Below are 22,733 nucleotides of genomic sequence, written 5' to 3'. Positions count from 1 at the left end.
CCCGCCGATGCAGCCTTACATCCTGGCGCTGATCGCGCTGTCGCTCGCCGGCGTCATCGAGGCGCGCTGTTCCACCCCCGGCCTGCGGCCGGAGGCGGCGGTCGCCGACAACGTCTTCCATATCCTTGGGCGCGCCGCCTTCGGCTTCTGGCTGGTGCTGCTGGCCTGGGGCTTCTGGAAGATGCACTGGACCCAGCCGGTAGCGGGAATCGTGCTTTCGCTCGGCGCCAATTGGCTGCTGGTGCAGCAGGGCGCGCGGCCCTACTGGCCGGGGCTGTCGATGGGGCTGGCCCTGCTGGGGTTCCTGCTGACCACCGTGGCGCTGTCCTGGTAGGCAGGAAAGATTGGGGAGGGAAAAGTGTTCCCTCCCCAAACCCCACCCTTCCTTCTTGGGAATCGGCACTCGCCGCGCGGCGGCTGCCGGACTCACAGAAACAGATGGGGGGTCCGGGGAGAGTACCTTCGCCCCGGCCTATTCCTTGTCAGCCGACCGGCGGCAGGTGCAGCGCGACGACCTCGCCGTTCTGCCCCGGCACCTGCTGGAACCGGTCGCGCACCGCCGGGTCATGGCCGGGGATCACCCGGGTCTCGTCGCCGCCGGCCAGCTTCCTGGCGATCCGCCAGCCCTGGGTCATGGCGCCCAGGTCGAAGATGATCGGGAAGGGATTGCCGGTGGTGCCATTGGCGTAGAAATGCATGGCGTCGGAGGCGATGACCACCGGCCCGCGCGCCGTTTCCACCCGCACCACCTGCAACCCGTCCGAATGCCCGCCGACGCGGTGCACGGTGACGCCGGGCGCGACCTGCCCCTCGCCGTCATGAAATTGCACCTTGTCGGCAAACAGGGCCCGGACCATCGAGACGACGTGGTCGGCCTCGAAGGGCACCCGGATGCAGCCGGTGCACATGTGCCGCCCCGTGGCGAAGGCCATCTCCCGGTCCTGGATATGGATCTTCGCATTCGAGAAGATCTCGATGCTGCCGGCATGGTCGTAGTGCAGGTGGGTGACGACGACGTCCCGCACCCGGGCCGGGTCGCAATCCATGGCGCGCAGGCTGTCGCCGACGCTGCGGTTCAGCGTCCGGCCGCGCTTTTCGGCGCAGGCGGCGTCGAAGCCCGTGTCGACGACGATCTCATGGCCCTCGGCATTGCGCAGCAGCCAGACGAAGTAGTCGAGCGGCATGGCATCGTGCGGGTCGGCAACCGGCAGCAGGAAGTTGGACTGCGCCGGCCGGTCGTGCCGGCCGTAGCGGATGGCATAGGCTTCCCAGGTCATTTGTTGCCCCCCAAGATCTCGCCCGCCATCTTCTCGGACAGCTGGGCCGACGCGGTGTGGTTGTGGCCGGGCCCGAGCGCGGTGAGCGAGGCCGCCCAGAGCTCCCGGCACAGCGCCGAGAAGGGCGTCGGCGTATTCGTCTCTCGCCCCACCTCGAGCGCGATGCCGAGGTCCTTGACCATCAGCTCCAGCCCGAAGCCGTCGTCGAAGCGGCGGGATAGGACATACTGCTTGAACTTCTTCTGGCTGCTGTTGGTCATGCCGGAGGAAGCGTTCAGCACGTCCACCATCTTCGCCGCATCCAGGCCGAAGCGCTGGCCGATCAGCAGCGCCTCGATCCCCATCAGGAAGCCGCCGGCGGAAACTAGGTTGTTCAGCGCCTTCATCGCCTGGCCGGCGCCGATGCTGCCGCAGCGGTGGATGCTGGTGCCCATCGCGCGCAGCACCGGGTCGGCGCGGTCGAGATCCGCATCCTCCCCGCCCACCATGATGGCGAGGTCGCCGGTCTTCGCCCGCGGCACGCCGCCCGAGACCGGCGCGTCGACCATGGCGACGCCCCGTGCCGCGAGGTCGGCGGCGATCTCCCGCGTCTTGCCCGGCTGGCCGCTGGTCATGTCGACGACCAGCGTGCCCTTCGACAGCACCGGGGCGATCAGCGCCGCGACGTCGGCCACCTGCGTGCTGGTGGGGACGATGGTGACGACGCAGTCCGCGCCCTTGGCCGCCTCCGCCGGCCCGGCCGCGGCGTGGCCGCCGACCTCGGTGACAAATCGGGCGGCATGGCCGGGCCGCGCGTCGCAGACGGTGACCTCGAAGCCGGCCTTCACCAGGTTGGCCGCCATCGGCCAGCCCATGTTGCCGATGCCGATGAAGGCCACTGTTTGGATGCGCGCCGCATCCAGCGGCCGATTCAGACCCCCGCGCCCTTCGGCGCTCCGGTCACCGGACGCTCCGTTCTTGATGTCGGACATCACTTCGTCCCCGGCAGGGCGCCTTCCTTCACCAGCACCTCATGCGCCGCCTTGAAGGCGTCGAGCCCGGCGGGGATGCCGCAATAGGCCGTCGCGTGCAGCAGCGTCGCCTTGATCTCCTCGACCGTCACGCCGTTGGTCAGCGCGCCCTTGACGTGCAGCTTGATCTCCGGCGCGCGGTTCAGCGCGGTCAGCATCGCCAGGTTCAGCAGGCTGCGGGTCTTGCGGTCCAGCGTCGGGTCGCCCCAGGCCCAGCCCCAGGCGATGGTGGTGGTGGCGCGCTGGAAGGCCATCATGAAGTCGTCGGCCTTGGCCATCGACGCATCGACGTATTCGGCGCCCAGCACCTCGCGGCGGATCGGCAGGCCCTTGTCGAACAGGGCGCTGTCTTCGGACATGGTGTTCCTCCTCGTTCAGGCCGGGAGGCTCGCGCGGGCGGGGCGTCCGGTCAACCGGGCGGCCCCCTGCGAACCGGCCCGCCGCAGGGCTGTTGAGGCACCACCCCCGGAGATTGCGCCCGTGCCGCCCGCCTACCGCATCGCCCACCTGTCCGACCTGCATTTCGGCGCCGAGCTGCCCGAGGTCGTCGCCGCCCTCGCGGAGGAACTGTCGCGCGACCCGCCCGACCTGGTCGCCATCAGCGGCGACCTGACCATGCGCGCCCGGACGCGGGAGTTCGTCGCGGCCCGGGCCTTCATCGACGGGCTACGGTCGCCGGTGCTGGCGGTGCCGGGCAACCACGACCTGGTGGCTTACTGGCTGGCGGAGCGCTACCTCGACCCCTATGCCCGCTGGCGCCGGCACGTGGCCCCGGAGACCGAGCCGGTCTTCCAGGATGCCCGGATTGGCGTGGTCGGGCTGAACACCGCGCGCCGCGGCGGCTGGTATGCCGACTGGTCGCGCGGCCGGGTCAGCAGCGACCGCCTGGCCCGCTGCGAGGCGCGGCTGGCGGCGCTGCCGCCCGGCCTCACGCGGATCGTCGTCGCCCACCATCCCTTCCTGCCGCCGCATGCCGACCCCGAAGCCCGCCCGGTCGGCGGCGCCGCCCGGGCACTGGCCGCCTTCGCCCGGCAGGGGGTGCGGCTGGTGCTGTCCGGCCACCTGCATGTCGGCGACGTGGCCGAGCCGGCGCGGGAGGCGGGGGCGCGGGCGGCCGGCACCGCCACCACGACCACCCGGGCGGAGGGGCCGCTGACGGTGGTGCTCTCCTCCACCACCACCTCCCGCCGGCTGCGGGGCGAGCCGAACGCCTTCAACGAGATCCGCATCGCCCCCGGCGGCGCGGTGGAGGTCTTCGCCCGCGCCTGGGACGGCACGAGCTGGGCCGCGGTGCACCCGCAGGCGACCGAGGCGACGCCGGCGGTGGCGGTCGCCGGAACGCCGTAGCAGGATGCCGGCGAGGGAGGCGACATCCATGTTCTTCGAAGGCTTCACGCTGGAAACCCGCGAGGCGAACGGCCAGCGGATCCGCCTGCGCCGGGCTGGCCACGGCCCGCCGCTGCTGCTGCTGCACGGCAACCCGCAGACTCATGCCATGTGGCACAAGGTGGCGCCTGCGCTGGCGCGGCGCTTCAGCGTCGTCGCGCCCGACATCCGCGGCTACGGCTTCAGCGCCAAGCCGCCGGTCACCCCGGACAGCCGCCACTATGCCAAGCGGGAGATGGCGAAGGACCTGGTCGCCCTGATGCGGGACCTGGGGCATGAGCGCTTCCGTGTCGTCTCGCACGACCGTGGCGCGCGCGTGGCACACCGGCTGACACTCGACCACCCGGCCGCGGTGGACCGGCTCTGCACCATGGACATCATTCCGACGCTCGCGCATTTCGAGCGGACGACCATGGAATTTGCCATGGGCTACTATCACTGGTTCTTCCTGGCCCAGCCGCATGACCGGCCGGAGCGCATGATCCTGCGCGACACTGAGGACTGGTTCGACCTGCACACGGCGCGCGAGCCGAAGGACAAGGGCTTCTTCCACCCGGAAGCCCGGGCCGACTACCTGGCAGCGCTGCGCGAGCCCGGCACCGTGGCCGCGATCTGCGAGGACTACCGCGCCGCCACGGCGATCGATCTGGAGCATGACCGCGCCAGCCGCGCCGCGGGGGAGAGGATCTCCTGCCCGCTGCTGGCGCTCTGGGGCAGCCAGGGCGCCATCCCGCGCTGGTACGACGCCATGGCGGTCTGGCGGGAATATGCGTCCGGCCCGCTTAACGGCGGCGCGGTGAACAGCGGCCACTACCTGGCCGAGGAGGCGCCGGAGGAGGTGCTTGCGGCGCTCGACCGCTTCCTTTGAGCTGCGTGGTCCGGGCGGGCCGGCTTGTTTGCTGCGAAGCGGATTCACGCCTCCGGGCGGTTCCGCCCTGCGGCGATCCGCTTCAGCCAGGCCCGATGCCGAGCGCCGGGAGGTCGATGATCCAGGGCAGGTCGGTATCGGCCGGCCGCACCCCGGCCTGGGTGATCAGGGCATGCGCCTGGCCGCGATGATGGGTCTGGTGGTTGAAGAGATGCGTCAGCAGCACCCAGCGCTTCTGCACCATCTCCTTCTGCGACCCGCCGCTGAACCAGGTCAGGTCGCCGGCCAGCCAGCCCGGTGTCAGTTCCGCCGTCCAGGCCTCGATCCGCGCGTCGTCGGCCGCCCGCGCCGCGCGCAGCGCGGCGAAATCCTCGACCAGCGGCGGCCTGGTGCCCTGGCCCGGCGGCGGCTTGTCCCAGCCGGCGAAGCGGGACATCCATTGCCGGTCGCCCCAGAGCAGGTGACGGAGCGTGGCGTGGATCGAGCCGAACCAGGCGCCGCGGTCCTGCCGCCGCGCATCGTCCGGCAGTTCGGCCGCGGCGGCATAGAGGCGGCGGTTCATCTCGGCATTGTAGGCCGCCATCATGCGGCACCAGTCGGGGGAGATCATCGACGCCTCCCGTTCAGACGCGCTTCCAGAAGAAGATGGTAGCAAGCTCGCCCCCGTGCCCGTCCAGCGCGAAGCCGGGGATCGTGCCGGCCTCCTGCCAGCCGGTCGCGCGGTAAAGCCGCTCCGCCGCATCGCCGGCGGTATCCAGCACCAGCAGGCGGCGGCCCCGCGCCCGCGCTTCCGCCTCGACCCGCCGCATCAGCGCGCGGCCTATGCCGGCGCGGCGGGCGGCGGGGTGGACCAAAACCTTGGCCACGTCGGCGCGGTGCGGCTGGTTCTCCGGCATGTCGAGCGCGAGCTGAGCGGTGCCGACCAGCGCGCCGTCCAGCCAGGCGGCCAGCAGCACCCGCCCGCCGGCCGCCACATCCTTCGCCACCTTGCGCCAGAAGCCGCGCGCCTTGTCCATTTCCAGCGGCGGCAGGAAGGAGACGCTGGCACCAGCCGCGACGCAGGCGACGAGGATCTCCGCCAGCCGCCGCTCCGCGCTGGCCGCCGCGGCGGCGTCCAGCGCCTCCACCACCAGCCCGCGCGCCGGCTTGGCGTAGCGGTACTCCAGCGAGTTCGAGAGGTCGCCGAGCGCGCGGATCGCGCCCTGCCGGACATAGGACTGCTTCTCGTAGAAACGGTGCGCCCGGTCGAAGCGGGTATCGGACCAGAGGACCAGGCGCTCGGCGCCCGCCGCCTTCGCATGCGCCTCGGCGGTGTCCAGCAGCCGCTGCGCCAGGCCGGTGCCGCGTTCCCCGGCCGCGAGGTACATGCGGCAGATCTCCCAGGCGCCGTCCCCGATCGGCTTGGTGCCGACCATGCCGGCGACCTGCCCGTCGCGCTCCGCCGCCCGGAGCATCCCGCCCTGGCCGGCGAAATGGGTGGCGAGCGCGCGGAGCTCCGGCACCTCGCCGTCCACGTCCATGACGCAGCCGGGATACTCCGCCCAGCAGGCGCCGATCAGGGCGATGAAGCCCTTGGCGTCGGCATCCCGGCCCTCCCGGATCAGGCCTGGCGGCGGCGATTCACGCTCCGCGGCTGCGCCGTTCCGCGATCGCGTCACGCCAACTCCCTGCAGAACTCCTGGATGCGGCCGCAGGCCTCGGTCAGGCTGGCGGTATCGGTCGCATAGGAGATGCGCATGTGCGGCGACATGCCATAGGCCGCGCCCTGCACGCAGGCGACCTGCTTTTCCTCGAGCAGCGCCGCGACGAAGTCGGTGTCGGTCTCGATTTTCCGCCCACCCTGGCTGGTCTTGCCGAGGCAGCCCGCCAGGTTCGGGAAGACGTAGAAGGCGCCCTCCGGCTTGTGGCAGGTAAGGCCAGGGGCGGCGTTCAGCATCTCGACCACCATGTCGCGGCGCTGCTCGTAGGCCGCGCGCTGGGTTTCCACCAGCTCCTGCGGCCCGTCCAGCGCGGCGACCGCGGCCGCCTGGCTGATGGTGGAGACGCCCGCCGTCGCCTGGCCCTGCATGTTGAACATGCCGCGGATCAGGGGTGCAGGCCCGCCGCCGAAGCCGATCCGCCAGCCGGTCATGGCATAGGTCTTGGAACAACCGTTGACCGTGAGCGTACGGTCCTTCAGCCCCGGCGTCACCTCGGCGATCGTCGAGAACCGGTGCCCGTCATAGAGCAGGTGCTCGTACATGTCGTCCGACATGACCCAGACCTGCGGGTGGCGCAGCAGCACCTCGCCGATCGCCGCCAGCTCCTCGCGCGACGGCACCGCGCCGGTCGGGTTGCCCGGGAAGTTCAGCATCACCCACTTCGTCCGCGGGGTGATCGCCGCCTCGATATCCTCGGGACGCGGCTTGAAGCCGTTGTTCTGCGGGCAGGAGACGGTGACGGGAACGCCGCCGGCGACCTTCGCCATGTCGGCGTAGCTGACCCAGAAGGGGGAGGGGATGACCACCTCGTCGCCCGGATCGAGCGTCGCCATGAAGGCGTTGAAGATCACCTGCTTGCCGCCGTTGCCGACGATGATCTCGTCCGCGGTGTAGTCCAGGCTGTTGTCGCGCTTGAACTTGCGCGCGATCGCCGCCTTCAGCGCCGGCGTGCCGCCCTGCGGCGGGTATTTGGTGTCGCCCGCGAGCGCGGCCCTGTAGGCGGCCTCGATCGCATGGCGGGGCGAGGCGAAGTCGGGCTCGCCATTCGCCAGGCTGATGACGTTGACGCCTTTCGCCCGCATCTCCCGCGCCTTCGCCGTCATCGCGGCGGAGGGCGAGACCTTGACGTTCGACAGGCGCTCCGCGAGCTCGGGCATGGGCTTACTTCAGCCCGGCGCAGAAGCGCTGGATGCGCGTGCAGGCATCCACCAGCTGCTCGTCGGAGGTCGCGTAGCTGATGCGGAAATAGCCCGGGTACATGAAGGCGGCGCCGTGCACGCAGGCGACCCCTTCCTCCTCCAGCAGCGCGATGCAGAAATCCTCGTCCGTCTCGATCCGCTTGCCGGCCCTGGTGGTCTTGCCGATGCAGCCCTGCATGGACGGGAAGACGTAGAAGGCGCCTTCCGGCTTGTGACAGCGGATGCCCGGCGCGGCGTTCAGCATCTCCACCACCATGTCGCGGCGGCGCTTGTAGGCCACCTTCATGGTCTCGATGCTGTCCTGCGGCCCGGTCAGCGCCTCGACCGCCGCGGCCTGGCTGATGCTGCTGGTGTTGGACGTGGACTGGCTCTGCAGCTTGTCCATCTGCTTGATGAGGTGGGCGGGGGCGCCGGCATACCCGATCCGCCAGCCGGTCATCGCATAGGCCTTGGAGCAGCCGTTCATCGTCACGGTGCGGTCGCGCAGGCGCGGCTCGACCTCCAGCACCGTCGCCGGGCGGAAGCCGTCATAGGCCAGCTTGTTGTAGATGTCGTCGGTGAAGACCCAGACATCGGGGTGCCGCATCAGCACGTCGGTCAGGGCCTTCAGTTCCTCGGCGGAATAGGCCGCGCCTGTCGGGTTGGACGGGTTGTTGAGCAGGAACCACTTGGTCTTCGGCGTGATCGCGGCTTCCAGCTGCTCGGCCCGCAGCTTGAAGCCCATGTTCTCGTCGCCGCGGACGATCACCGGCTTGCCCTCGGCCAGTTCGACGATGTCGGGGTAGGAGACCCAGCAGGGGGAGGGGATGATGACCTCGTCGCCCGCCTGGATGGTGGCGAGGAAGGCGTCGAAGATCACCTGCTTGCCGCCGGTGGCGACCAGGATTTCCTCCGGCTTGTAGTCGATGCCGTGGTCGGCCTTGAAGCGGGCGGCCACCGCCTGCCGCAGCGCCATGGTGCCGGCGACGTCGGTGTACTTGGTCTCGCCGCGCCGGATGGCGGCGATCGCCGCCTCCTTGACGTTGTCCGGGGTGTCGAAGTCGGGCTCGCCCGCGGCCAGGCCGATGACGTCCTTGCCCGCCGCCTTCAGCGCCCGCGCCTTGCTGGTCATGGCGATGGTCAGGGAAGGGGAGATCCGGTCGAGCCGGTCGGCGATGAGCTTCATGGTCTGGGGCCTGCGGTCTGGCGAAGGGGCCGGAACCTACAGGCCGCCCCCCTTGGCTTCAACCCGCCCGAGCGCCACCCCGGCCATTCCGCCCGAGAATGACGGCCGCCAGCCCCAGAAGCAGTCCCGCCAGGGCCAGGATCACCGCCGCCAGCGCGTTGATCTCCGGCGTCAGCCCGACCCGAAGCTGGGAAAAGACCAGCATCGGCAGCGTCGTCCCGGCCGGGCCGGAGACGAAGCTGGCCACCACCACGTCGTCGAGCGAGAGGGTGAAGGCCAGCAGCCAGCCCGCCACCAGCGCCGGGGCGATCAGCGGCAGGGTGACGGTGCGGAAGACCGTGAAGGGCGCCGCGCCCAGGTCGGCAGCGGCTTCCTCCAGCGCCGGGTCCAGCCCGGCCAGCCGCGCCTGCACCACCACCGCCACATAGGCCAGCCCGAGGGTCGCATGCGCCAGCAGCACCGTGGTGGCGCCCCGCCCGAGCTGCCAGCCGAATGCCGCCTCCGCCGCCCCCTGCAGCACGACGAAGAGCAGCAGCAGGGACAGGCCGGTCACCACCTCGGGCAGCACCAGCGGCGCGCCGGCCAGCGCGCCGAACAGCGCACGGCCGCGAAACCGCCCATGCCGCGCCAGCACCCAGCCGGCCATGCCACCCAGCAGCACCGCCAGCGTCGCGGCGCCGGCGGCGATCCGCAGCGACAGCCAGGCCGCCTCCAGCATCCGCCCGTTCGCCGCCAGGGCACGGAACCAGCGCAGGGAAAAGCCGCCCCACTGGAAAGGGATGCGGTCGGCGCTGAAGGCGTAGCCGACCAGCAGCAGGATGGGCAGCCAGAGAAAGGCCAGGCCCAGCACCAATCCTATCCGCCTCATCGCAGCACCCCGGGGCGCCGCCCGTCGGCGGCAGTGCCGCCGACCCGCGAAGGGGGCGAAGCCCCCCTTCGAGACCCCCCTTCATCAAGCCGCTGGAAGAGCCGGATCGGTGCGATCAGCAAGACCAGCAGGGCCACGGCGAGGGCGGCGGCCAGGGGCCAGTCGCGGTTCTGGAAGAACTCGGCCCACAAGACGCGCCCGACCAGCAAGGCCTCCGGCGGGCCGAGCAGCTCCGGGATGACGAACTCCCCGGCCGCGGGGATGAAGACCAGCAGGAAGGCCGCCGCCGCGCCGGGCAGGCTCAAGGGCAGGGTCACCGTGCGGAACACCACCCAGGGACTGGCGCCGAGGTCCGCCGCCGCCTCCTCCACGGCCAGGTCGCGCCGCAGCAGCGTCGCGGTCAGCGGCAGCACGGCGAAGGGCAGGTAGGCATGCACCATGCCGAGATACATCGCCGCATCGCTGTACAGCAGCGGCAGCGGCCCGGCGGTGACGCCGAGCCCCGTCAGCACCCCGTTCACCCAGCCGCCATCGCGCAGCAGCCCGATCCAGGCACCGAGCCGCGGCAGGAAGCCGGTCCAGAACGGCAGCAGGACCATGGCCAGCAGCGGCACCCGCCAGCCCTCCCGCGCCGCCGCGATGCCGAGGGCCACGGGATAGGCAAGGCCGAGGCAGAGCGCCGCCGACACGCCGGCCACCACCAGCGATCGCAGGAAGGACCCGGCATAATAGCCGTCCTGCACCAGGGTCAGGATGTTCTCGAGGGTCCCCTGCCAGCCCGCGGCCAGGGAGACCGGCGGCAGGAAAGGCGGCACCCCCGGCGCGCCCTGGCTCAGCGCGATGCCGGCCAGGATCGCCACCGGTGCCGCCACCAGCGCCAGCAGCCAGGCGAAGGGCGGCAGCAGGACCAGGAAGCGCCGCATCACGCGTCCAGCGGCGCCAGGCTCTCGGCCGCCCAGGCCAGGGAAAGCGCGGCCCCCGGCGCCGGCGGCGCGGCATCCGCCGGCAGCGCCACGCGCCATTCCGCCCCGCCCGGCAGTGCCACCATCGCCAGCCACCCGTCGCCGCGATAGGCCAGGTCCTTCAGCCGCGCCGTGACGCCCTTCTCCGCCGGCGCCTGCGCCACCAGCCGGATGCGCTCCGGCCGCAGGGCATAGGCAGGCGCGGCGCGGGGCGGCCGCAGCAGGCAGCCGGCGCCGCACTCCACCGCCCCGTCCGGCCGCGCCCGGCCTTCCAGGATATTCGCAGCGCCGAGGAATTCCGCGACATGCCGCGTCGCCGGCCGTTCGTACAGCACCTGGGGCGGGCCGTATTGCGCGAGCCGCCCCTCCTGCAGCACCGCCACCCGGTCGGCCAGCGCCAGCGCCTCCGCCTGGTCATGCGTCACCATCACGAACCCCGCGCCGGTGGCGCGTTGCAGCGCCCGCAGCTCGAGCCCCGTGCGCTCCCGCAGGCCGGCATCCAGCGCCCCCAGCGGCTCGTCCAGCAGCAGCAGCGGCGGGCGCTTCACCAGGCTGCGGACCAGCGCCACGCGCTGCCGCTGGCCGCCCGAGAGCTGCGCCGGCTTCCGCGCCTCGAACCCCTCCAGGCCGACCATGGCCAGCGCTTCCGCGACCCGCCGGGCGATCTCCGGCCGCGCCACCCCGTCGCGCCGCAACCCGTAGGCCACGTTGTGGAATACCGTCAGGTGCGGGAACAGCGCATAGCTCTGGAACACCATGCTGACGGGACGCGCATGCGGCGGCAGCGCGCCGATGTCGCGGCCCTGCAGCAGCACGCGGCCGGCCTCGGCCGCCTCGAACCCGGCGACGATCCGCAGCAGCGTGGACTTCCCGGACCCGCTGCCGCCGAGCAGCGCGACGAACTCCCCCGGCATCACCTCGAGGCTCAGCGCGTCCAGGGCGAGGGTCGCGCCGAAGCGCTTCGTCACCCCCTCCAGCCGCAGCAGGGCTTCCGCCAATCCCCTAGCGCCCCGCCCGGAAGCGGCTCCAGAGCCGGGTGCGCGCGCGCTCCCCGGCCTGGTTCGGCGTGGCGGGGACGAAGGCGCGGGCCAGCGCCGCCTCGGGCGGGTAGACGCTCGGGTCGTCCCGCACCGCCGGCGCCACCAGCGGCCGGCTGGCCGGCACGGCATTGGGGTAGCGCACCTGGCTGGTGATCGCCGCCATCATCTCCGGCTGCAGCACGAAGTCGATAAAGGCCTGCGCCGCCTCGGGGTCCGGCGCATCGGCCGGGATCGCCAGCAGGTCGAACCAGAGATGCACGCCCGTCTTCGGCGCGACGTAGCCGAGCTCGACGCCCTTCGCCCCCTCCCGCGCCCGGGCCGCCGCCTGGATGACGTCGCCGCTGTAGGTCAGCGCGACGCAGACCTCCCCGGTCGCCAGCATGTCGAGCAGCGCGCCCGAGCCGGGGATGGCCCGCAGCTGCGGGCGGACCGCCAGCAGCGCCTGCTCCGCCGCCTTCAGCTCGGCCGGGTCCGAGGTGTTCGGGTCCTTGCCCAGCCAGGCGAGCACCGAGGGCAGCACGTCCGTCGCGCTGTCCATCACCGCCAGCCCGCATGTCGCCAGCCGTGCCGCATTCTCCGGCTTCAGCAGCAGGTCGAGCCCGTCCAGCGGCGCCTCGGGCCAGATCGCCCGCACCTTGTCGAGCCGGATGCCAAGCCCGACCGTGCCCCAGAGATAGATCGCGCCGTAGCGGTTGCCTGGATCGACGGTGGCCACCCGCTGCATCAGCCCGGGGTCGAGGTTCCGCAGGTTCGGCAGTTTGTCCTTGTCGAGCGGCCGCAAGGCGCCGGCGCGGACCAGACGCGCGAAGGTCGGCTCGCTGGTCGGGACGATGACGTCGTAGCCCGACCGTCCGGCCGAAAGCTTGCCCTCCAGCGTCTCAAGGCTGTCGTAGACGTCGTAGCGCACCTTGATGCCGGTCTGCCGCTGGAAGCGCTGGATGACGGCAGGGTCGATGTAGTCGGCCCAGTTGTAGACGTTCAGCACCGGCTGCGCCGCGGCGGGCAGGGCGAGAAGGGCGGCCAGCAGGGCCGCCAAAGACCAGCGTCGGCGCATCTTCCCGCTCCGGTTGGGGTGGCGCGAGGCTAGAGCAGATCGCCGCGAGGCGGAACCGCCCGGAAGGCGCGACTCTGCTGTGCGAACAGCAGGCTAGGGCGACGCGCCGCATTGGAGCTTCGGCGCGCTGGCCCACGGGACGCCGGTGGTCCGGAAGGGCGGCCCAGGCGCGCCAAGGACCACCGTCCCAAACTTCGATGAACTAGGATAATTTTCCTTGACATGGCGATCCGAACCCGGCTATCCCCACCAGGCCGACGGCAGACCTGTGCCCGAAGCTCCCCCCGCACCATCCGAGCCCGCCGCACCCGGTCCCCCGCGCCGCGCACCCGCGCCGCGCGGCCCGCCGTCGCGACCGGCCGCTGCCGAGACGGAGAGAACCCCGTGCCCTTCAGCCCGGCCAACCTCAATGCCTTGCTCCAGACCAGCGCCTTCAACCTTTGGCACTACCGCACCGCGGATACCCGCGCCGTGGTCAGCGCCGCCGGCTATTTCACCCCGGTCGCGGCCAGCCTGAAGCCCGGCGACCTGCTGGTGCTGCAGACGGTCGATGCCATGGCGCTGGTGCCCTTCCGCAGCAATGCCGTGCTCGGCACCGGCGTGACGCTGGACGGCCCGGTTGGCCCCATCGCCCTGATCCGCGCCGCCAGCCAGGGCTTCAGCTTCGGCCAGGCCGCCTCCGCCGTGGTGCGCACCATCCTGCTGGCGCCGATCGCCGCCGGGATCCTGGTCGGCGGCAGCATCCCCGTCTCGGCCAGCGTCGCCGGGCCGATCGCCCAGGTGGTCTTCAGCCTGCGCGACGCCAATGGCGTGGTCATCCCGCCGGTGCAGGCGGTGGCGGTGCAGGGCGGCGTCGCCGCCGCCAGCTTCCCCGCCCCGCCGATCGGCAGCGGCTACCGCATCCGGGTGGAGGACGCGGCCGACCCGGCGATTGCCGAGACGTCCCGCAGCTTCAGCGTCGCGCCGGACCTCGCGCGCCTGCTGATCGAGACCGGCAACGGCCTGGCCACCGAAGCGGGCGACCCGCTGAAGAGCTGACCGCGCCCGCGTCGACCCTTCCCCCATCAGCCCGCAGCGCCGGCCGCCCCCACCCCGGCCCTCGCTGCGCGCCCACCCGGACCGGAGACCTATGCCCGACGTCAGGATCAGCGAGCTTCCCGCCGCCGCGAGCGCCGCGGATGCGGACCTCGCGCCGCTGGTGCAGTCCAGCGGCGCCACCCTCGAGACCCGCCGCGCCACCGTCGCGCAGCTCCGCAACGCGGTCCTCGCCGACCGCGGCGCGCATGTGCGCGACTACGGCGCGGTGGGTGACGGCGTCACCAACGACGCGCCCGCCATCCAGGCGGCGATCAACGACCTGAAGACCAAGGGCGGCGGCACGCTGAGCTTCGGCCCGCGGGTCTACCGCATCGCCTCTGCCATCCTCCTGTCGGACGTCACCATCCGGCTGCAGGGCGCCGGCTTCACCGAGGGTCCGTCCCCCGGCCAGGGCACCTGGCTGCAGGTCGACCGCACCGGCTTCACCCCCTTCACCTTCACCGGCGTCCTCGCCCGCGGTTCCGCGGTGCGCGACATCGCGGTGACGCAGTCCCACACCGCGGCGCAGAACGCCGCCTGGGCGCCGACCAACTACGACTTCGTCTTCCGGGTGGAGGACTGCCTCGGCGGCGTCGACTTCGACAACGTCATGCTCAGCAACGTCGCCCGCGGCATCTATGCGCGAAATTCCGGCAGGCTCGACATCCGCCGGCTGCGCGGCCAGGTGCTGCGGACCGGCGTCGAGATCGACCAGTGCTACGACATCCCGCGCATCCACAGCGTGCACTTCTGGCCGTTCTGGAGCAGCGACAACAACATCATCCGCTGGCAGCAGGCCAATGCCGACGCCATGGTGTTCCGCCGCTGCGACGGCGTCTTCATCGACCAGGCCTTCGCGCTCGGCTATCGCAGCATGTTCCGCTTCGCCTCCTCCGGCAGCGGCATCACCACGAAGTTCTACATCGGCCAGGCCTATACCGATTTCTGCCAGTACGGCGTCTGGGTCGAGGCGAACGGCACCGACGGGCAGATCGCCAACCTGACCCACCAGGGCGAGATCTTCAACGCCGGTGGCCCGCCGCTCGCCGGCGGCAGCGGCATCCTCGTCAATGCCTCGAATACCCGCGTGCAGGTCGCCAATCTGCGGATCGACGCGGTCGAGGACAATGCCGTCCGCATCGCCGGCAGCGGCAACCGGATGGACGTCTTCTCGCTGCGCTGCGTGCGCTACAACTACCGCAACAACGGCGCGACGGCGATCTCGCTCGCCGATAGCGGCGCGGCGGCTGTCAACCAGCTCTATCTCGGCAGCCCGCCGCTGCTGGAATCCGGCAATGGCGGCGCGCTGGTGAACACCACCACCAACGCGACGCTGGCGCTCGGCGCGCCGGCCGGCCGGGCGGCGCGGCCGGGCCTCGCGCTCGGCAGCGCCGATACCGGGCTGTTCCAGCCGACGAGCGGCGCGCTGGCCGCCGCGGCCGGCGGGGCGGAACTGCTGCGGGCCAGCGCCGGGGCGATCACCCTCGGCGCTGCGCCCGGCGGCCATGCGCTCGAGGTGGCGACGCCGCTGGCCGGCGCCAACCGCCTCGTGGTGACCGGCGGCGGCACCGGCACGGCGGTGGCCGTGCAGGCGCAGGGCGCGGACGCGAATATCGACCTGATGCTGGCCGGCAACGGCAGCGGCCTGGTCCGCGGCACGACGGCGGCGGCGACCGACGATTCCACCGCCCTGGCCACCACCGCATGGGTGCGGGCGCAGGGCTATTCCACGGCCTCGGGCGGCGGCGGCATCGGCGCGGTCAGCAGCGTGGCCGGCCGCGCCGGCGATGTCGTGCTGACCAGCGCCGATATTGGCGGCTTCGGCGCGGCGGCGGCGGCGGCGGCGGCGGCACCGGTCGCCTCGGTTGCCGGCCGCACCGGCGCGGTGACGCTGACCAGCACGGATATCGGCGGCTTCGGCGCGGCGGCCGCGGCGGCGGCACCGGTCGCCTCGGTTGCCGGCCGCACCGGCACGGTGACGCTGACCAGCGCCGACATCGGCGGCTTCGGCGCGGCGGCCGCGGCGGCGGCACCTGTTGCATCCGTCGCCGGCCGCACCGGCGCGGTGACGCTGACCAGCGCGGATATAGATGGCTTCGGCGCGGCGGCAGCGGCGGCGGCGCCGGTCGCCTCTGTCGCCGGGCGGTCCGGCGCGGTCGCCCTCGGCATTGCCGATATCGCCGGCGCCGCGCCGCTCGCCTCGCCAGCCTTCACCGGCAGCCCGACCGCGCCGACGCCGGCCGCGACCGACAGCAGCACCGCGCTGGCCACCACAGCCTGGGCCTGGTCGCGCCCGGCACAGCTCCAGCTCGCCGACGCGACCATCGCCGGCGGCAATGCCCGCGGCGCCAATGCGACGGACTGGCAGGGCATCCGCAGCCTTGCCAGCCAGGTCGCGGCAGGGGCGCAGGCGACCATCGGCGGCGGCGGCGGCAACACCGCCTCGGCCACCGCGGCGACCGTCGCCGGAGGCAACAGCAACACCGCCGGCGGCCAGTACGGCTGGGTGCCCGGCGGCTTCCAGGCGGATAGCCGCGGCAACTACGCCCGCGGCGCCTGGGCCGCCGGACGCTTCGCCAGCAACGGCGACGCCCAGGCGGGCGAGTTCGTGCTGCGCCGGCAGACCACCGATGCGACGGCCGCCGTGCTCACCGCCGACGGCCTCCCGCCAGGTGCCGCCAACCTCGCCAACCTGCCGAACAACGGGACCTATGCCGCCCGGCTGCTCGTGGTGGCGCGGCAGACCGGCGGCACCGCCGGCACCCTCGGCGACAGCGCGAGCTGGACCCGCGACATCCTGGTGCGTCGCGGCACCGGCGCCGCGGCAACGGTCTTCATCACCCCCGGCAGCCCGACCCTGAACGCGCCGAACAACGGCGGGGACACGGCCGCGAATGCCGGCTGGAAGATGGGCGTCGGCGCCGACACCACGAATGGCGGCATTGCCGTCACCGTCACCGGCGAGGCGAACAAGACCATCAACTGGGTCGCCCGCATCCTCTCGGTCGAAGTCGTCGGCTGAGTCCCATTCACCACGGAGGTATTCCATGGCCCTGTTGAAGCCGATCGAGATCCGCAACACGGGTCTCGTTGCCGCCTACTGGCGGCTGACGCATTGCCAGATCGATCACGCCGCCGGCATCGCCGAGTTCCGCCTGCACGGCTGGCCGAGCCGCGATGCGCGCCAGGCCGGCAAGGCGCCGCTGCCCGGCCTCGCCTACCGCGCGACCGCCGAGGAGCTCGGCCTGCCCGACCTGCATGCGGTGACCAGCGGAACGCTCTACGCCGCCGCCCGCGCCCGGCCGGCGGCGGACGGCACGGTCTGGTTCGCCGATGCCGAGGACGCCTGATCCCGCCCGCATCTGTTGAGAGGAGAGACGCATGCCCGACCTCACCGACTACGCCAAGAACCTGCTCGGCCGCGCGCTGTGCGCCCGGGTCCCCGCGCTGCCCAGCCAGGTCTTCCTCGGGCTCGGCACCGGCGGCGCCGACGCCACCGGCCTGATCGGGGAACCCGCCGGCCTCGGCTATGCCCGGCAGCGGGTGACCTTCACCGGCACCGGGGCGCAGCAGAACACCGATGCCGTCCGCTTCACCTTCACCGCGGCGGCCGGCACCCTGACCCATGTCGGCCTGTTCGACGCGGCCAGCGGCGGCAACCCGCTGACCTGGTCGGCGCTGGCGCAGCCGGCGGCGGTGACCGGGGCCGGCACCGTCACGCTCAACGCCGCCTCCCTGGTTTTGAGCGCCAGCTGAAATTGCAGCGGCAACGGCGCGGCGGGAGTCGCGCCGTTGCCGCTCTTCCCATAGACTTGTCATGCGTGTATCGCGGGTGCGACTCGGAAATCGCGTGCATTAGCCCTAGCTTGTATCCGACGGCCCTGCTCGGCTAAGCTTGCGTGAGGATCGGAGATCGCCTTGAACCCCTTCGACGTCCCGCACCCGACGCATGAGGCGAATGCCGCCGGGCAGGTCTGTGACCGTTGCGGGAGCCGGGTCGCGGGGCTTTGCCAGCCGCTCGATGCCGCGGCGCTGGACGAGATCTCCTCCGAGGCGAACCAGATGGTCCTGCCCGCGCACAGCGCGGTCTTCCGTGAGGGCGATCCGGCCGGCCGTGTCTTCACCCTGATCGACGGTGTCGCCAAGCTCACCCGGCTGTTGCCGGACGGCAAGCAGCAGGTGGTCGGCTTCCGCTTTGCCGGTGACGTCATCGGGTACACGACGCTCAAATCCTATCCCTTCGATGCCGAGCTGCTGACCGATGCCAGGCTCTGCCGGCTCGACCGCCCGCAGCTCGACGGCCTGCTGCGCCGCTACCCGAAGCTCGAGCGGCGGATGCTCGACCTCTGCGTCCAGGAGCTGACCGCGACGCAGGAACAGCTGGTCACCGTTGGCCGCCGCTCGGCCGAGGCGCGGGTCGCCGCCTTCCTGATCTCCCTGGTCGATGCCAGCCGCCGCCGCGGCGAGCCGCGCCAGGTGCTCGAGATGCCGATGACCCGGGCGGATATCGCCGACTTCCTCGGCCTGACGCTGGAGACCGTCAGCCGCAGCCTGACCGCCTTCCGCAAGCGCGGCTGGATCCGCGAGCCGGTGCACCACCGGGTCGAGCTGCTGAACGTGCCGGCGATCACCGCCATGGCCGAAGGCACCAACGACAGCTTCTGAGCGTCCTCGCCGCCCTTTCGGCGTTGCCACTGACGCGAGTTTGCGCGGCCTCCCCTGCGGCTTTGGCGACCCCCAGGCGCTGAGGACCCCAGGGGCCGCGGCACCAGCCCTGGCCCCGGCAGTCGAGGGTCATTCATTTCATGCGTTTTTGCATCGTCGGCGCCGGCTTCAGCGGCGCCGTGCTCGCCCGCCGCTTGGCGGAGGCCGGCCACCAGTCCGTCGTGCTCGACGAGCGCCGCCATGTCGCCGGCAATTGCCACACCGAGCGCGACGCGGCGACCGGCATCATGCTGCACCGCTACGGGCCGCACATCTTCCACACCGCCGACCGCGAGGTCTGGGACTACGTCAACCGCTTCGGCCGAATGATGCCCTACGTCAACCGGGTGAAGGCCTTGAGCGGCGGCGCGGTCTATTCCTTGCCGGTCAACCTGCACACGATCAACCAATTCTTCGGCACCACGATGAACCCGGCCGAGGCGCGCGCCTTCGTCGCCGCCCAGGCCCGGCGCGACATCACAGAGCCCGCGAATTTCGAGGAACAGGCCCTGTCGATGGTGGGCGACCGGATCTACCGCGCCTTCTTCCGCGGCTATACCCGCAAGCAATGGGGCCTCGACCCGACCGAGCTGCCGGCCTCGATCCTCAAGCGGCTGCCGCTGCGCTTCAACTACGACGACAACTACTTCAATCACCCCTTCCAGGGCATGCCGGCGGATGGCTACACCGCGATCGTCGCCGGCATCCTCGACCATCCGGGGATCGACGTCCGGCTCGGCTGCCGCTTCGAGGAGGCCGGCGGCGACTTCGCCCATGTCTTCTACACCGGCCCGCTCGACCGCTATTTCGGCTACCAGCTTGGCCGCCTCGGCTACCGCACCCTCGACTTCGAGGAGGTCCGCGCCGAGGGCGACCTGCTCGGCACCGCGGTGCTGAACTACTGCGACGAGGACGTGCCCTTCACCCGCATCTCCGAGCACAAGTATTTCGCCCCCTGGGAGGCCGACCGGTTCACCGGCACGGTCTGCTTCCGCGAATACAGCCGGCTCGGCGGCGCCGAGGACATCCCCTACTATCCCATCCGGCTGGTCGGCGAGAAATCCATGCTGTCCGACTACGTGGCCCTGGCCCGCCGGACGCAGGGCATCTCCTTCCTCGGCCGGCTCGGCACCTACCGCTACCTCGACATGGACGTGACCATCCGCGAGGCGATGGATGCCGCGACCGCGACGCTCGAGCGGCTGGCCGAAGGCGCGGCGCCGCCGGCCTTCTTCCTCGACCCGTTGGGGTGATGCGACGCCCGGGGGTCACGCCGGTGTTTCCACCCGGGATGCCGGCGGGCTAAACCGCCGGCATGACCAGCGAGATCCGCGCCGCCATCCTCGACTCCGCCGCGACCCTGGAACGGATGGCGGAGGATGCGGGGTGCCTCGCCGCCATCGCCGGCACTGTCGACCTCTCGGTCGCGGCGCTGCGGGCCGGTGGCAAGCTGCTGTTCTGCGGCAATGGCGGCAGCGCGGCGGATGCGCAGCACTGGGCCGGCGAACTGGTCGCCCGCTTCCACTACGACCGGCCGGGCCTGGCGGCGGTCGCGCTTACCACCGACAGCTCGATCATGACCGCGGTCGGCAACGACTACGGCTACGACCGCATCTTCGCCCGGCAGGTCGAGGCGCTGGGCGCCCCGGGCGACGTGCTGTTCGCCATCACCACCTCCGGCCGCTCGCCCAACATCCTCGCCGCCGTGGCCGCAGCGAAGGCGAAGGGTATGGCGGTGGCCGGCTTCACCGGCGCCGCGGGCGGGGAGCTGGCGGCGCTCTGCGACCTTTGTCTCCGCGTCCCCGCCACCTCGACGCCGCTGATCCAGGAAGCGCATGAGGTCGCGGGCCACATGATCTGCGCCATGATCGAGCGGCGGATGTTCCCGCGCGCCTGATGCCGCGGCCGGCGCTCTTCCTCGACCGCGACGGCATCGTCAATCTCGACCACGGCTATGTCCACCGCCGGGAGGAGTTCGACTTCGTCGACGGCATCTTCGACCTCGCCGCCGAGGCGACCCGGCGCGGCCTGCCGCTCGTCATCGTCACCAACCAGTCCGGCATCGGCCGCGGCCGCTACACGGAAGCCGATTTCCAGGCGCTGATGGCCTGGGTCGCCGCGGAATTCGCCGCCCGCGGCACCCCGCTGGCGCGGATCGAGCATTGCCCCGACCATCCGGACCGCCCGACGCCTCGCCGCAAGCCGGCACCGGGGATGCTGCTGGATGCCGCCGCCGCGCTCGGGCTCGACCTGCCCGGCTCGATCATGGTCGGCGACCAGCCGGGCGATGCCGAGGCGGCGCTGCGCGCCGGCATCGGCACCCGCATCCTGGTCAGCGCGGCTGCGGCGGCGGGTGGGGGTGCGGCGACGCTGCGCCTGCCCTCGGTGCGGGCCGTGGCGCGCTGGCTCGCGGCGCAGCCCTGACCCCCCCGGTTCGCGCGGGGGCCAGCCAGGGCGCCCAGGGCGGCACCCGCCGCGGCTCCCGCGCCAGGGCGCCATGCGCGCCTTCAAGGCTCAACCAGGGCGAATAGAAGGGGTCGCGCAGCAGCACCTCGCCCCAGCGGCGGCGCATGGTGTCGATCTCCCCGGCGAAGCGCCGCGCCTTCTCCGGCGCGACATCCTGCCCGCGGGAGGCGCTTTCGAGGTGGTAGAGCTCGGCGAAGGGGGTCCAGAGCACGCGGTAGCCCGCCTGCCGGATCCGCACGCAGAGATCGACGTCGTTGAAGGCGACCGCGAGGTGCTGCGCGTCCAGCCCGCCCACCTCCTCGAAGACCGTGCGGCGCAGCGCGAGGCAGGCGCCGGTCACCGCCCCGGCCTGCCGCGCCAGGGCGAGCGAGCCGCAATACCCCGCATCGTCGCGCGCCGCCCGCAGCAGATAGTGGTCGGCCACGCCGCCGACGCCGGTGACGACGCCGCCATGCTGCAGCCTTCCATCGGCATAGAGCAGCTTGGCGCCGACCGCGCCGATCTCCGGCCGGACGGCATGGCTCACCATCTCTCGCAGCCAGCCGGGCTCGATGACCTCGATGTCGTTGTTGAGCAGCAGCAGGATCTCGCCCCGCGCCGCGGCGGCCGCCTGGTTGTTCAGGGCGGAGTAGTTGAAGGGGCCGGGCGCGGCCAGGATGCGGACGCGCGGGTCGGCCCGCAGCCGGCCGAAGAGCGCCAGCGTCGCGGCGTCCTCCGAGCCGTTGTCGACGACGATGAACTCGAGCGCCGGATAGTCGGTCCGCCGCAACACCCCCTCGGCCACGGCCTCCAGCAGCGCCGCCCGGTCGCGGGTCGGGACGATGACCGAGACCAGCGGGGCGGGATCGGGCAGGGCGCGGACCACCCGGCTCCACTGCGGCGCCAGCGGCGCCGGCTCGACCCGCGCGGCGATGCCGGCCGCCTGCAGCGCGGCGGCCGCGGCGCGGCGATGCGCCGCCGGGTCGGCGGCACGGCCCTTTTCGGCGCGTCCCGGCCCGGCATGCCAGAGCAGCGCCGGGATATGCGCGACCCGCGCCGGCCCCGCCGCGGCAGTCGCCCGCAGCGCCAGGTCGTGCGCCGCGGCCTCGCCCATCGGCTCGCGCAGTCCGGCCAGCTCGCGCATCAGGTCGCGCCGATAGGCGACGAAGCCGCCCAGCAGGTCCTGGCCGAGCAGCAGGTCGGGGTCGAATTCCGGCTTCAGCCAGGCGGCCTGGCGGCGGCCCCAGGCATCGATCCGGTCCTCGTCGGCATAGAGCACGGCGAGGTCCGGCCGCGCCTCGATCGCCGCGGCGACCTCGTACAGGGCCTGCTCGGCCAGCCGTCCCTCGGGCGCGATCGCCGCCACGAAGGCGCCGCGCGCCATGCCGAGCGCCGCGTTGACCAGCCCGACCGGGCCGGCCGAGACCATCAACAGCCGCAGCCGCTGGTCCTCTGCCGCCGCCGCTTCCAGCAGCCGGACGACCGGCGTCGGCGCCGCGGGGTCGAGCGCGACGCAGAGCTCCCACTGCGGCCAGATCTGCGCCTGCACCGCCGCCAGCGCGGCGCGCACCGCCGGCAGCGGCCCGCCGGCGACACCCATCGCCAGGGAGATCAGCGGCCGCGCCGGCATGGCGGCGACGTGCGCGGCGATGGCGGCGCGGTCGGCCGGCCGCAGCCGGGCATGCCTGGCCAGCCAGGCGGCGTAGCCTCGGCGATCCTCGGAGTCGTAGCGGCCGGTCGGCGGGGTGCCCAAGAGGCGCCGGCCGAAAGCGGCGAGGCGGAGGCGGAGCGGCAGCAGCCCGCCGGGCAGCCGGCCCCAGGCGGCGCGCCAGCTTCGCTGCAGGACCAGGTGCAAGGATTCCATCGGGTTGGCTGATAGGCGCCGGGCCGGACCGCCGGGGGTCACGGCCGGTTCAGGCCCGGGGAGGCCGCACAGAAATTCGCGGCAAGCGCCTGGAATCCCGAGGCAATCGCTCGT

Annotated in this window: 23 protein-coding genes; 11 read left to right on the top strand and 12 right to left on the bottom strand. The window is 72.4% G+C overall.

The window, feature by feature from the left end:
• Positions 1-7 precede the first annotated feature (7 nt).
• The gene (locus tag E2C06_RS06575; protein WP_133287787.1) at positions 8-334 is read left to right on the top strand and encodes a hypothetical protein; all 327 of its coding nucleotides are present in this window, start codon (positions 8-10) and stop codon (positions 332-334) included.
• 148 nt (positions 335-482) lie between these two features.
• Here E2C06_RS06575 and E2C06_RS06570 read toward each other — a convergent pair whose 3' ends face one another.
• Genes E2C06_RS06570 through E2C06_RS06560 form a run of 3 tightly spaced genes read right to left on the bottom strand, consistent with a single transcriptional unit; the run spans position 483 to position 2,646 of the window.
• Positions 483-1,277, bottom strand: coding sequence for an N-acyl homoserine lactonase family protein (locus E2C06_RS06570; RefSeq protein ID WP_133287786.1), 795 nt, complete (start codon positions 1,275-1,277; stop codon positions 483-485).
• Positions 1,274-2,248: an NAD(P)-dependent oxidoreductase gene (locus E2C06_RS06565; protein WP_133287785.1), complete on the bottom strand. Its 975-nt coding sequence runs from the start codon at positions 2,246-2,248 to the stop codon at positions 1,274-1,276. Before E2C06_RS06565 ends, E2C06_RS06570 begins: the two co-directional genes overlap by 4 nt.
• Positions 2,248-2,646 carry a carboxymuconolactone decarboxylase family protein gene (locus E2C06_RS06560; protein WP_133287784.1) on the bottom strand — a complete coding sequence of 133 codons (399 nt, stop codon included), beginning with the start codon at positions 2,644-2,646 and terminating at the stop codon, positions 2,248-2,250. The genes E2C06_RS06565 and E2C06_RS06560 overlap by 1 nt, the downstream gene beginning before the upstream one ends.
• A gap of 121 nt (positions 2,647-2,767) precedes the next feature.
• Between E2C06_RS06560 and E2C06_RS06555 the strand changes: the two genes are divergently transcribed.
• Positions 2,768-3,634, top strand: coding sequence for a metallophosphoesterase family protein (locus E2C06_RS06555; RefSeq protein ID WP_241671146.1), 867 nt, complete (start codon positions 2,768-2,770; stop codon positions 3,632-3,634).
• A gap of 28 nt (positions 3,635-3,662) precedes the next feature.
• Positions 3,663-4,541: an alpha/beta fold hydrolase gene (locus tag E2C06_RS06550; RefSeq protein WP_133287782.1), complete on the top strand. Its 879-nt coding sequence runs from the start codon at positions 3,663-3,665 to the stop codon at positions 4,539-4,541.
• 82 nt (positions 4,542-4,623) lie between these two features.
• On the opposite strand, the gene E2C06_RS06545 is transcribed toward E2C06_RS06550, so the two are convergent.
• The 8 genes from E2C06_RS06545 to E2C06_RS06510 are packed head-to-tail and all read right to left on the bottom strand — an operon-like array spanning position 4,624 to position 12,529.
• Entirely contained in the window at positions 4,624-5,151 is a 528-nt protein-coding gene (locus E2C06_RS06545) for a DinB family protein (protein WP_133287781.1), read from the bottom strand.
• A gap of 13 nt (positions 5,152-5,164) precedes the next feature.
• On the bottom strand, positions 5,165-6,199 hold the full coding sequence (locus tag E2C06_RS06540; RefSeq protein WP_241671145.1) for a GNAT family N-acetyltransferase: 1,035 nt from the start codon (positions 6,197-6,199) through the stop codon (positions 5,165-5,167).
• Complete coding sequence (locus E2C06_RS06535; protein WP_133287780.1) at positions 6,196-7,398, bottom strand: pyridoxal phosphate-dependent aminotransferase; 1,203 nt, start codon at positions 7,396-7,398, stop codon at positions 6,196-6,198. Before E2C06_RS06535 ends, E2C06_RS06540 begins: the two co-directional genes overlap by 4 nt.
• A 4-nt stretch (positions 7,399-7,402) precedes the next feature.
• Complete coding sequence (locus E2C06_RS06530; RefSeq protein ID WP_133287779.1) at positions 7,403-8,605, bottom strand: pyridoxal phosphate-dependent aminotransferase; 1,203 nt, start codon at positions 8,603-8,605, stop codon at positions 7,403-7,405.
• Between the two features lie 58 nt (positions 8,606-8,663).
• Positions 8,664-9,455, bottom strand: a complete 792-nt coding sequence (locus E2C06_RS06525) for an ABC transporter permease (protein WP_456305172.1) — start codon at positions 9,453-9,455, stop codon at positions 8,664-8,666.
• 14 nt (positions 9,456-9,469) lie between these two features.
• Positions 9,470-10,396: an ABC transporter permease gene (locus E2C06_RS06520; protein ID WP_133287777.1), complete on the bottom strand. Its 927-nt coding sequence runs from the start codon at positions 10,394-10,396 to the stop codon at positions 9,470-9,472.
• On the bottom strand, positions 10,396-11,433 hold the full coding sequence (locus tag E2C06_RS06515) for an ABC transporter ATP-binding protein (RefSeq protein ID WP_133287776.1): 1,038 nt from the start codon (positions 11,431-11,433) through the stop codon (positions 10,396-10,398). Before E2C06_RS06515 ends, E2C06_RS06520 begins: the two co-directional genes overlap by 1 nt.
• A gap of 4 nt (positions 11,434-11,437) precedes the next feature.
• Entirely contained in the window at positions 11,438-12,529 is a 1,092-nt protein-coding gene (locus E2C06_RS06510; protein WP_133287775.1) for a polyamine ABC transporter substrate-binding protein, read from the bottom strand.
• Between the two features lie 384 nt (positions 12,530-12,913).
• Here E2C06_RS06510 and E2C06_RS06505 point away from each other — a divergent pair, with 384 nt between their 5' ends.
• From E2C06_RS06505 to E2C06_RS06470, 8 genes are all read left to right on the top strand, one after another.
• Positions 12,914-13,567, top strand: a complete 654-nt coding sequence (locus tag E2C06_RS06505; protein WP_133287774.1) for a hypothetical protein — start codon at positions 12,914-12,916, stop codon at positions 13,565-13,567.
• Between the two features lie 91 nt (positions 13,568-13,658).
• On the top strand, positions 13,659-16,628 hold the full coding sequence (locus E2C06_RS06500) for a beta strand repeat-containing protein (RefSeq protein ID WP_133287773.1): 2,970 nt from the start codon (positions 13,659-13,661) through the stop codon (positions 16,626-16,628).
• 25 nt (positions 16,629-16,653) lie between these two features.
• A complete protein-coding gene (locus tag E2C06_RS06495; protein WP_133287772.1) occupies positions 16,654-16,956 on the top strand; it encodes a hypothetical protein in 303 nt (100 codons plus the stop codon).
• Between the two features lie 31 nt (positions 16,957-16,987).
• Positions 16,988-17,362 carry a phage tail fiber protein gene (locus tag E2C06_RS06490; RefSeq protein ID WP_133287771.1) on the top strand — a complete coding sequence of 125 codons (375 nt, stop codon included), beginning with the start codon at positions 16,988-16,990 and terminating at the stop codon, positions 17,360-17,362.
• Between the two features lie 162 nt (positions 17,363-17,524).
• Complete coding sequence (locus E2C06_RS06485; protein WP_133287770.1) at positions 17,525-18,271, top strand: Crp/Fnr family transcriptional regulator; 747 nt, start codon at positions 17,525-17,527, stop codon at positions 18,269-18,271.
• Positions 18,272-18,411: 140 nt separating this feature from the next.
• On the top strand, positions 18,412-19,563 hold the full coding sequence (locus E2C06_RS06480; RefSeq protein WP_133287769.1) for a UDP-galactopyranose/dTDP-fucopyranose mutase family protein: 1,152 nt from the start codon (positions 18,412-18,414) through the stop codon (positions 19,561-19,563).
• A 62-nt stretch (positions 19,564-19,625) separates the two neighbouring features.
• Positions 19,626-20,207, top strand: coding sequence for a D-sedoheptulose-7-phosphate isomerase (locus E2C06_RS06475; RefSeq protein WP_133287768.1), 582 nt, complete (start codon positions 19,626-19,628; stop codon positions 20,205-20,207).
• Positions 20,207-20,734: an HAD-IIIA family hydrolase gene (locus E2C06_RS06470; protein WP_133287767.1), complete on the top strand. Its 528-nt coding sequence runs from the start codon at positions 20,207-20,209 to the stop codon at positions 20,732-20,734. The genes E2C06_RS06475 and E2C06_RS06470 overlap by 1 nt, the downstream gene beginning before the upstream one ends.
• On the opposite strand, the gene E2C06_RS06465 is transcribed toward E2C06_RS06470, so the two are convergent.
• The gene (locus E2C06_RS06465) at positions 20,643-22,619 is read right to left on the bottom strand and encodes a glycosyltransferase family 2 protein (protein ID WP_133287766.1); all 1,977 of its coding nucleotides are present in this window, start codon (positions 22,617-22,619) and stop codon (positions 20,643-20,645) included. The two genes, E2C06_RS06470 and E2C06_RS06465, sit on opposite strands and share 92 nt — an antisense overlap.
• Between the last annotated feature and the right edge of the window lie 114 nt (positions 22,620-22,733).

The sequence above is a fragment of the Dankookia rubra genome (assembly GCF_004355005.1).
In the GTDB taxonomy this organism is placed as follows: Bacteria; Pseudomonadota; Alphaproteobacteria; order Acetobacterales; family Acetobacteraceae; genus Paracraurococcus; species Paracraurococcus ruber_A.
This window is presented reverse-complemented; position numbering and strand designations above follow the sequence as displayed.

Bases quoted from the DNA above. Each gene is read 5' to 3' on its own strand.
- E2C06_RS06575 (WP_133287787.1), top strand. From the start codon at position 8: ATGCAGCCTTACATCCTGGCGCTGATCGCGCTGTCGCTCGCCGGCGTC.
- E2C06_RS06570 (WP_133287786.1), bottom strand. From the start codon at position 1,277: ATGACCTGGGAAGCCTATGCCATCCGCTACGGCCGGCACGACCGGCCG.
- E2C06_RS06565 (WP_133287785.1), bottom strand. From the start codon at position 2,248: ATGTCCGACATCAAGAACGGAGCGTCCGGTGACCGGAGCGCCGAAGGG.
- E2C06_RS06560 (WP_133287784.1), bottom strand. From the start codon at position 2,646: ATGTCCGAAGACAGCGCCCTGTTCGACAAGGGCCTGCCGATCCGCCGC.
- E2C06_RS06550 (WP_133287782.1), top strand. From the start codon at position 3,663: ATGTTCTTCGAAGGCTTCACGCTGGAAACCCGCGAGGCGAACGGCCAG.
- E2C06_RS06545 (WP_133287781.1), bottom strand. From the start codon at position 5,151: ATGATCTCCCCCGACTGGTGCCGCATGATGGCGGCCTACAATGCCGAG.
- E2C06_RS06535 (WP_133287780.1), bottom strand. From the start codon at position 7,398: ATGCCCGAGCTCGCGGAGCGCCTGTCGAACGTCAAGGTCTCGCCCTCC.
- E2C06_RS06530 (WP_133287779.1), bottom strand. From the start codon at position 8,605: ATGAAGCTCATCGCCGACCGGCTCGACCGGATCTCCCCTTCCCTGACC.
- E2C06_RS06520 (WP_133287777.1), bottom strand. From the start codon at position 10,396: ATGCGGCGCTTCCTGGTCCTGCTGCCGCCCTTCGCCTGGCTGCTGGCG.
- E2C06_RS06510 (WP_133287775.1), bottom strand. From the start codon at position 12,529: ATGCGCCGACGCTGGTCTTTGGCGGCCCTGCTGGCCGCCCTTCTCGCC.
- E2C06_RS06500 (WP_133287773.1), top strand. From the start codon at position 13,659: ATGCCCGACGTCAGGATCAGCGAGCTTCCCGCCGCCGCGAGCGCCGCG.
- E2C06_RS06495 (WP_133287772.1), top strand. From the start codon at position 16,654: ATGGCCCTGTTGAAGCCGATCGAGATCCGCAACACGGGTCTCGTTGCC.
- E2C06_RS06490 (WP_133287771.1), top strand. From the start codon at position 16,988: ATGCCCGACCTCACCGACTACGCCAAGAACCTGCTCGGCCGCGCGCTG.
- E2C06_RS06480 (WP_133287769.1), top strand. From the start codon at position 18,412: ATGCGTTTTTGCATCGTCGGCGCCGGCTTCAGCGGCGCCGTGCTCGCC.
- E2C06_RS06475 (WP_133287768.1), top strand. From the start codon at position 19,626: ATGACCAGCGAGATCCGCGCCGCCATCCTCGACTCCGCCGCGACCCTG.
- E2C06_RS06470 (WP_133287767.1), top strand. From the start codon at position 20,207: ATGCCGCGGCCGGCGCTCTTCCTCGACCGCGACGGCATCGTCAATCTC.
- E2C06_RS06465 (WP_133287766.1), bottom strand. From the start codon at position 22,619: ATGGAATCCTTGCACCTGGTCCTGCAGCGAAGCTGGCGCGCCGCCTGG.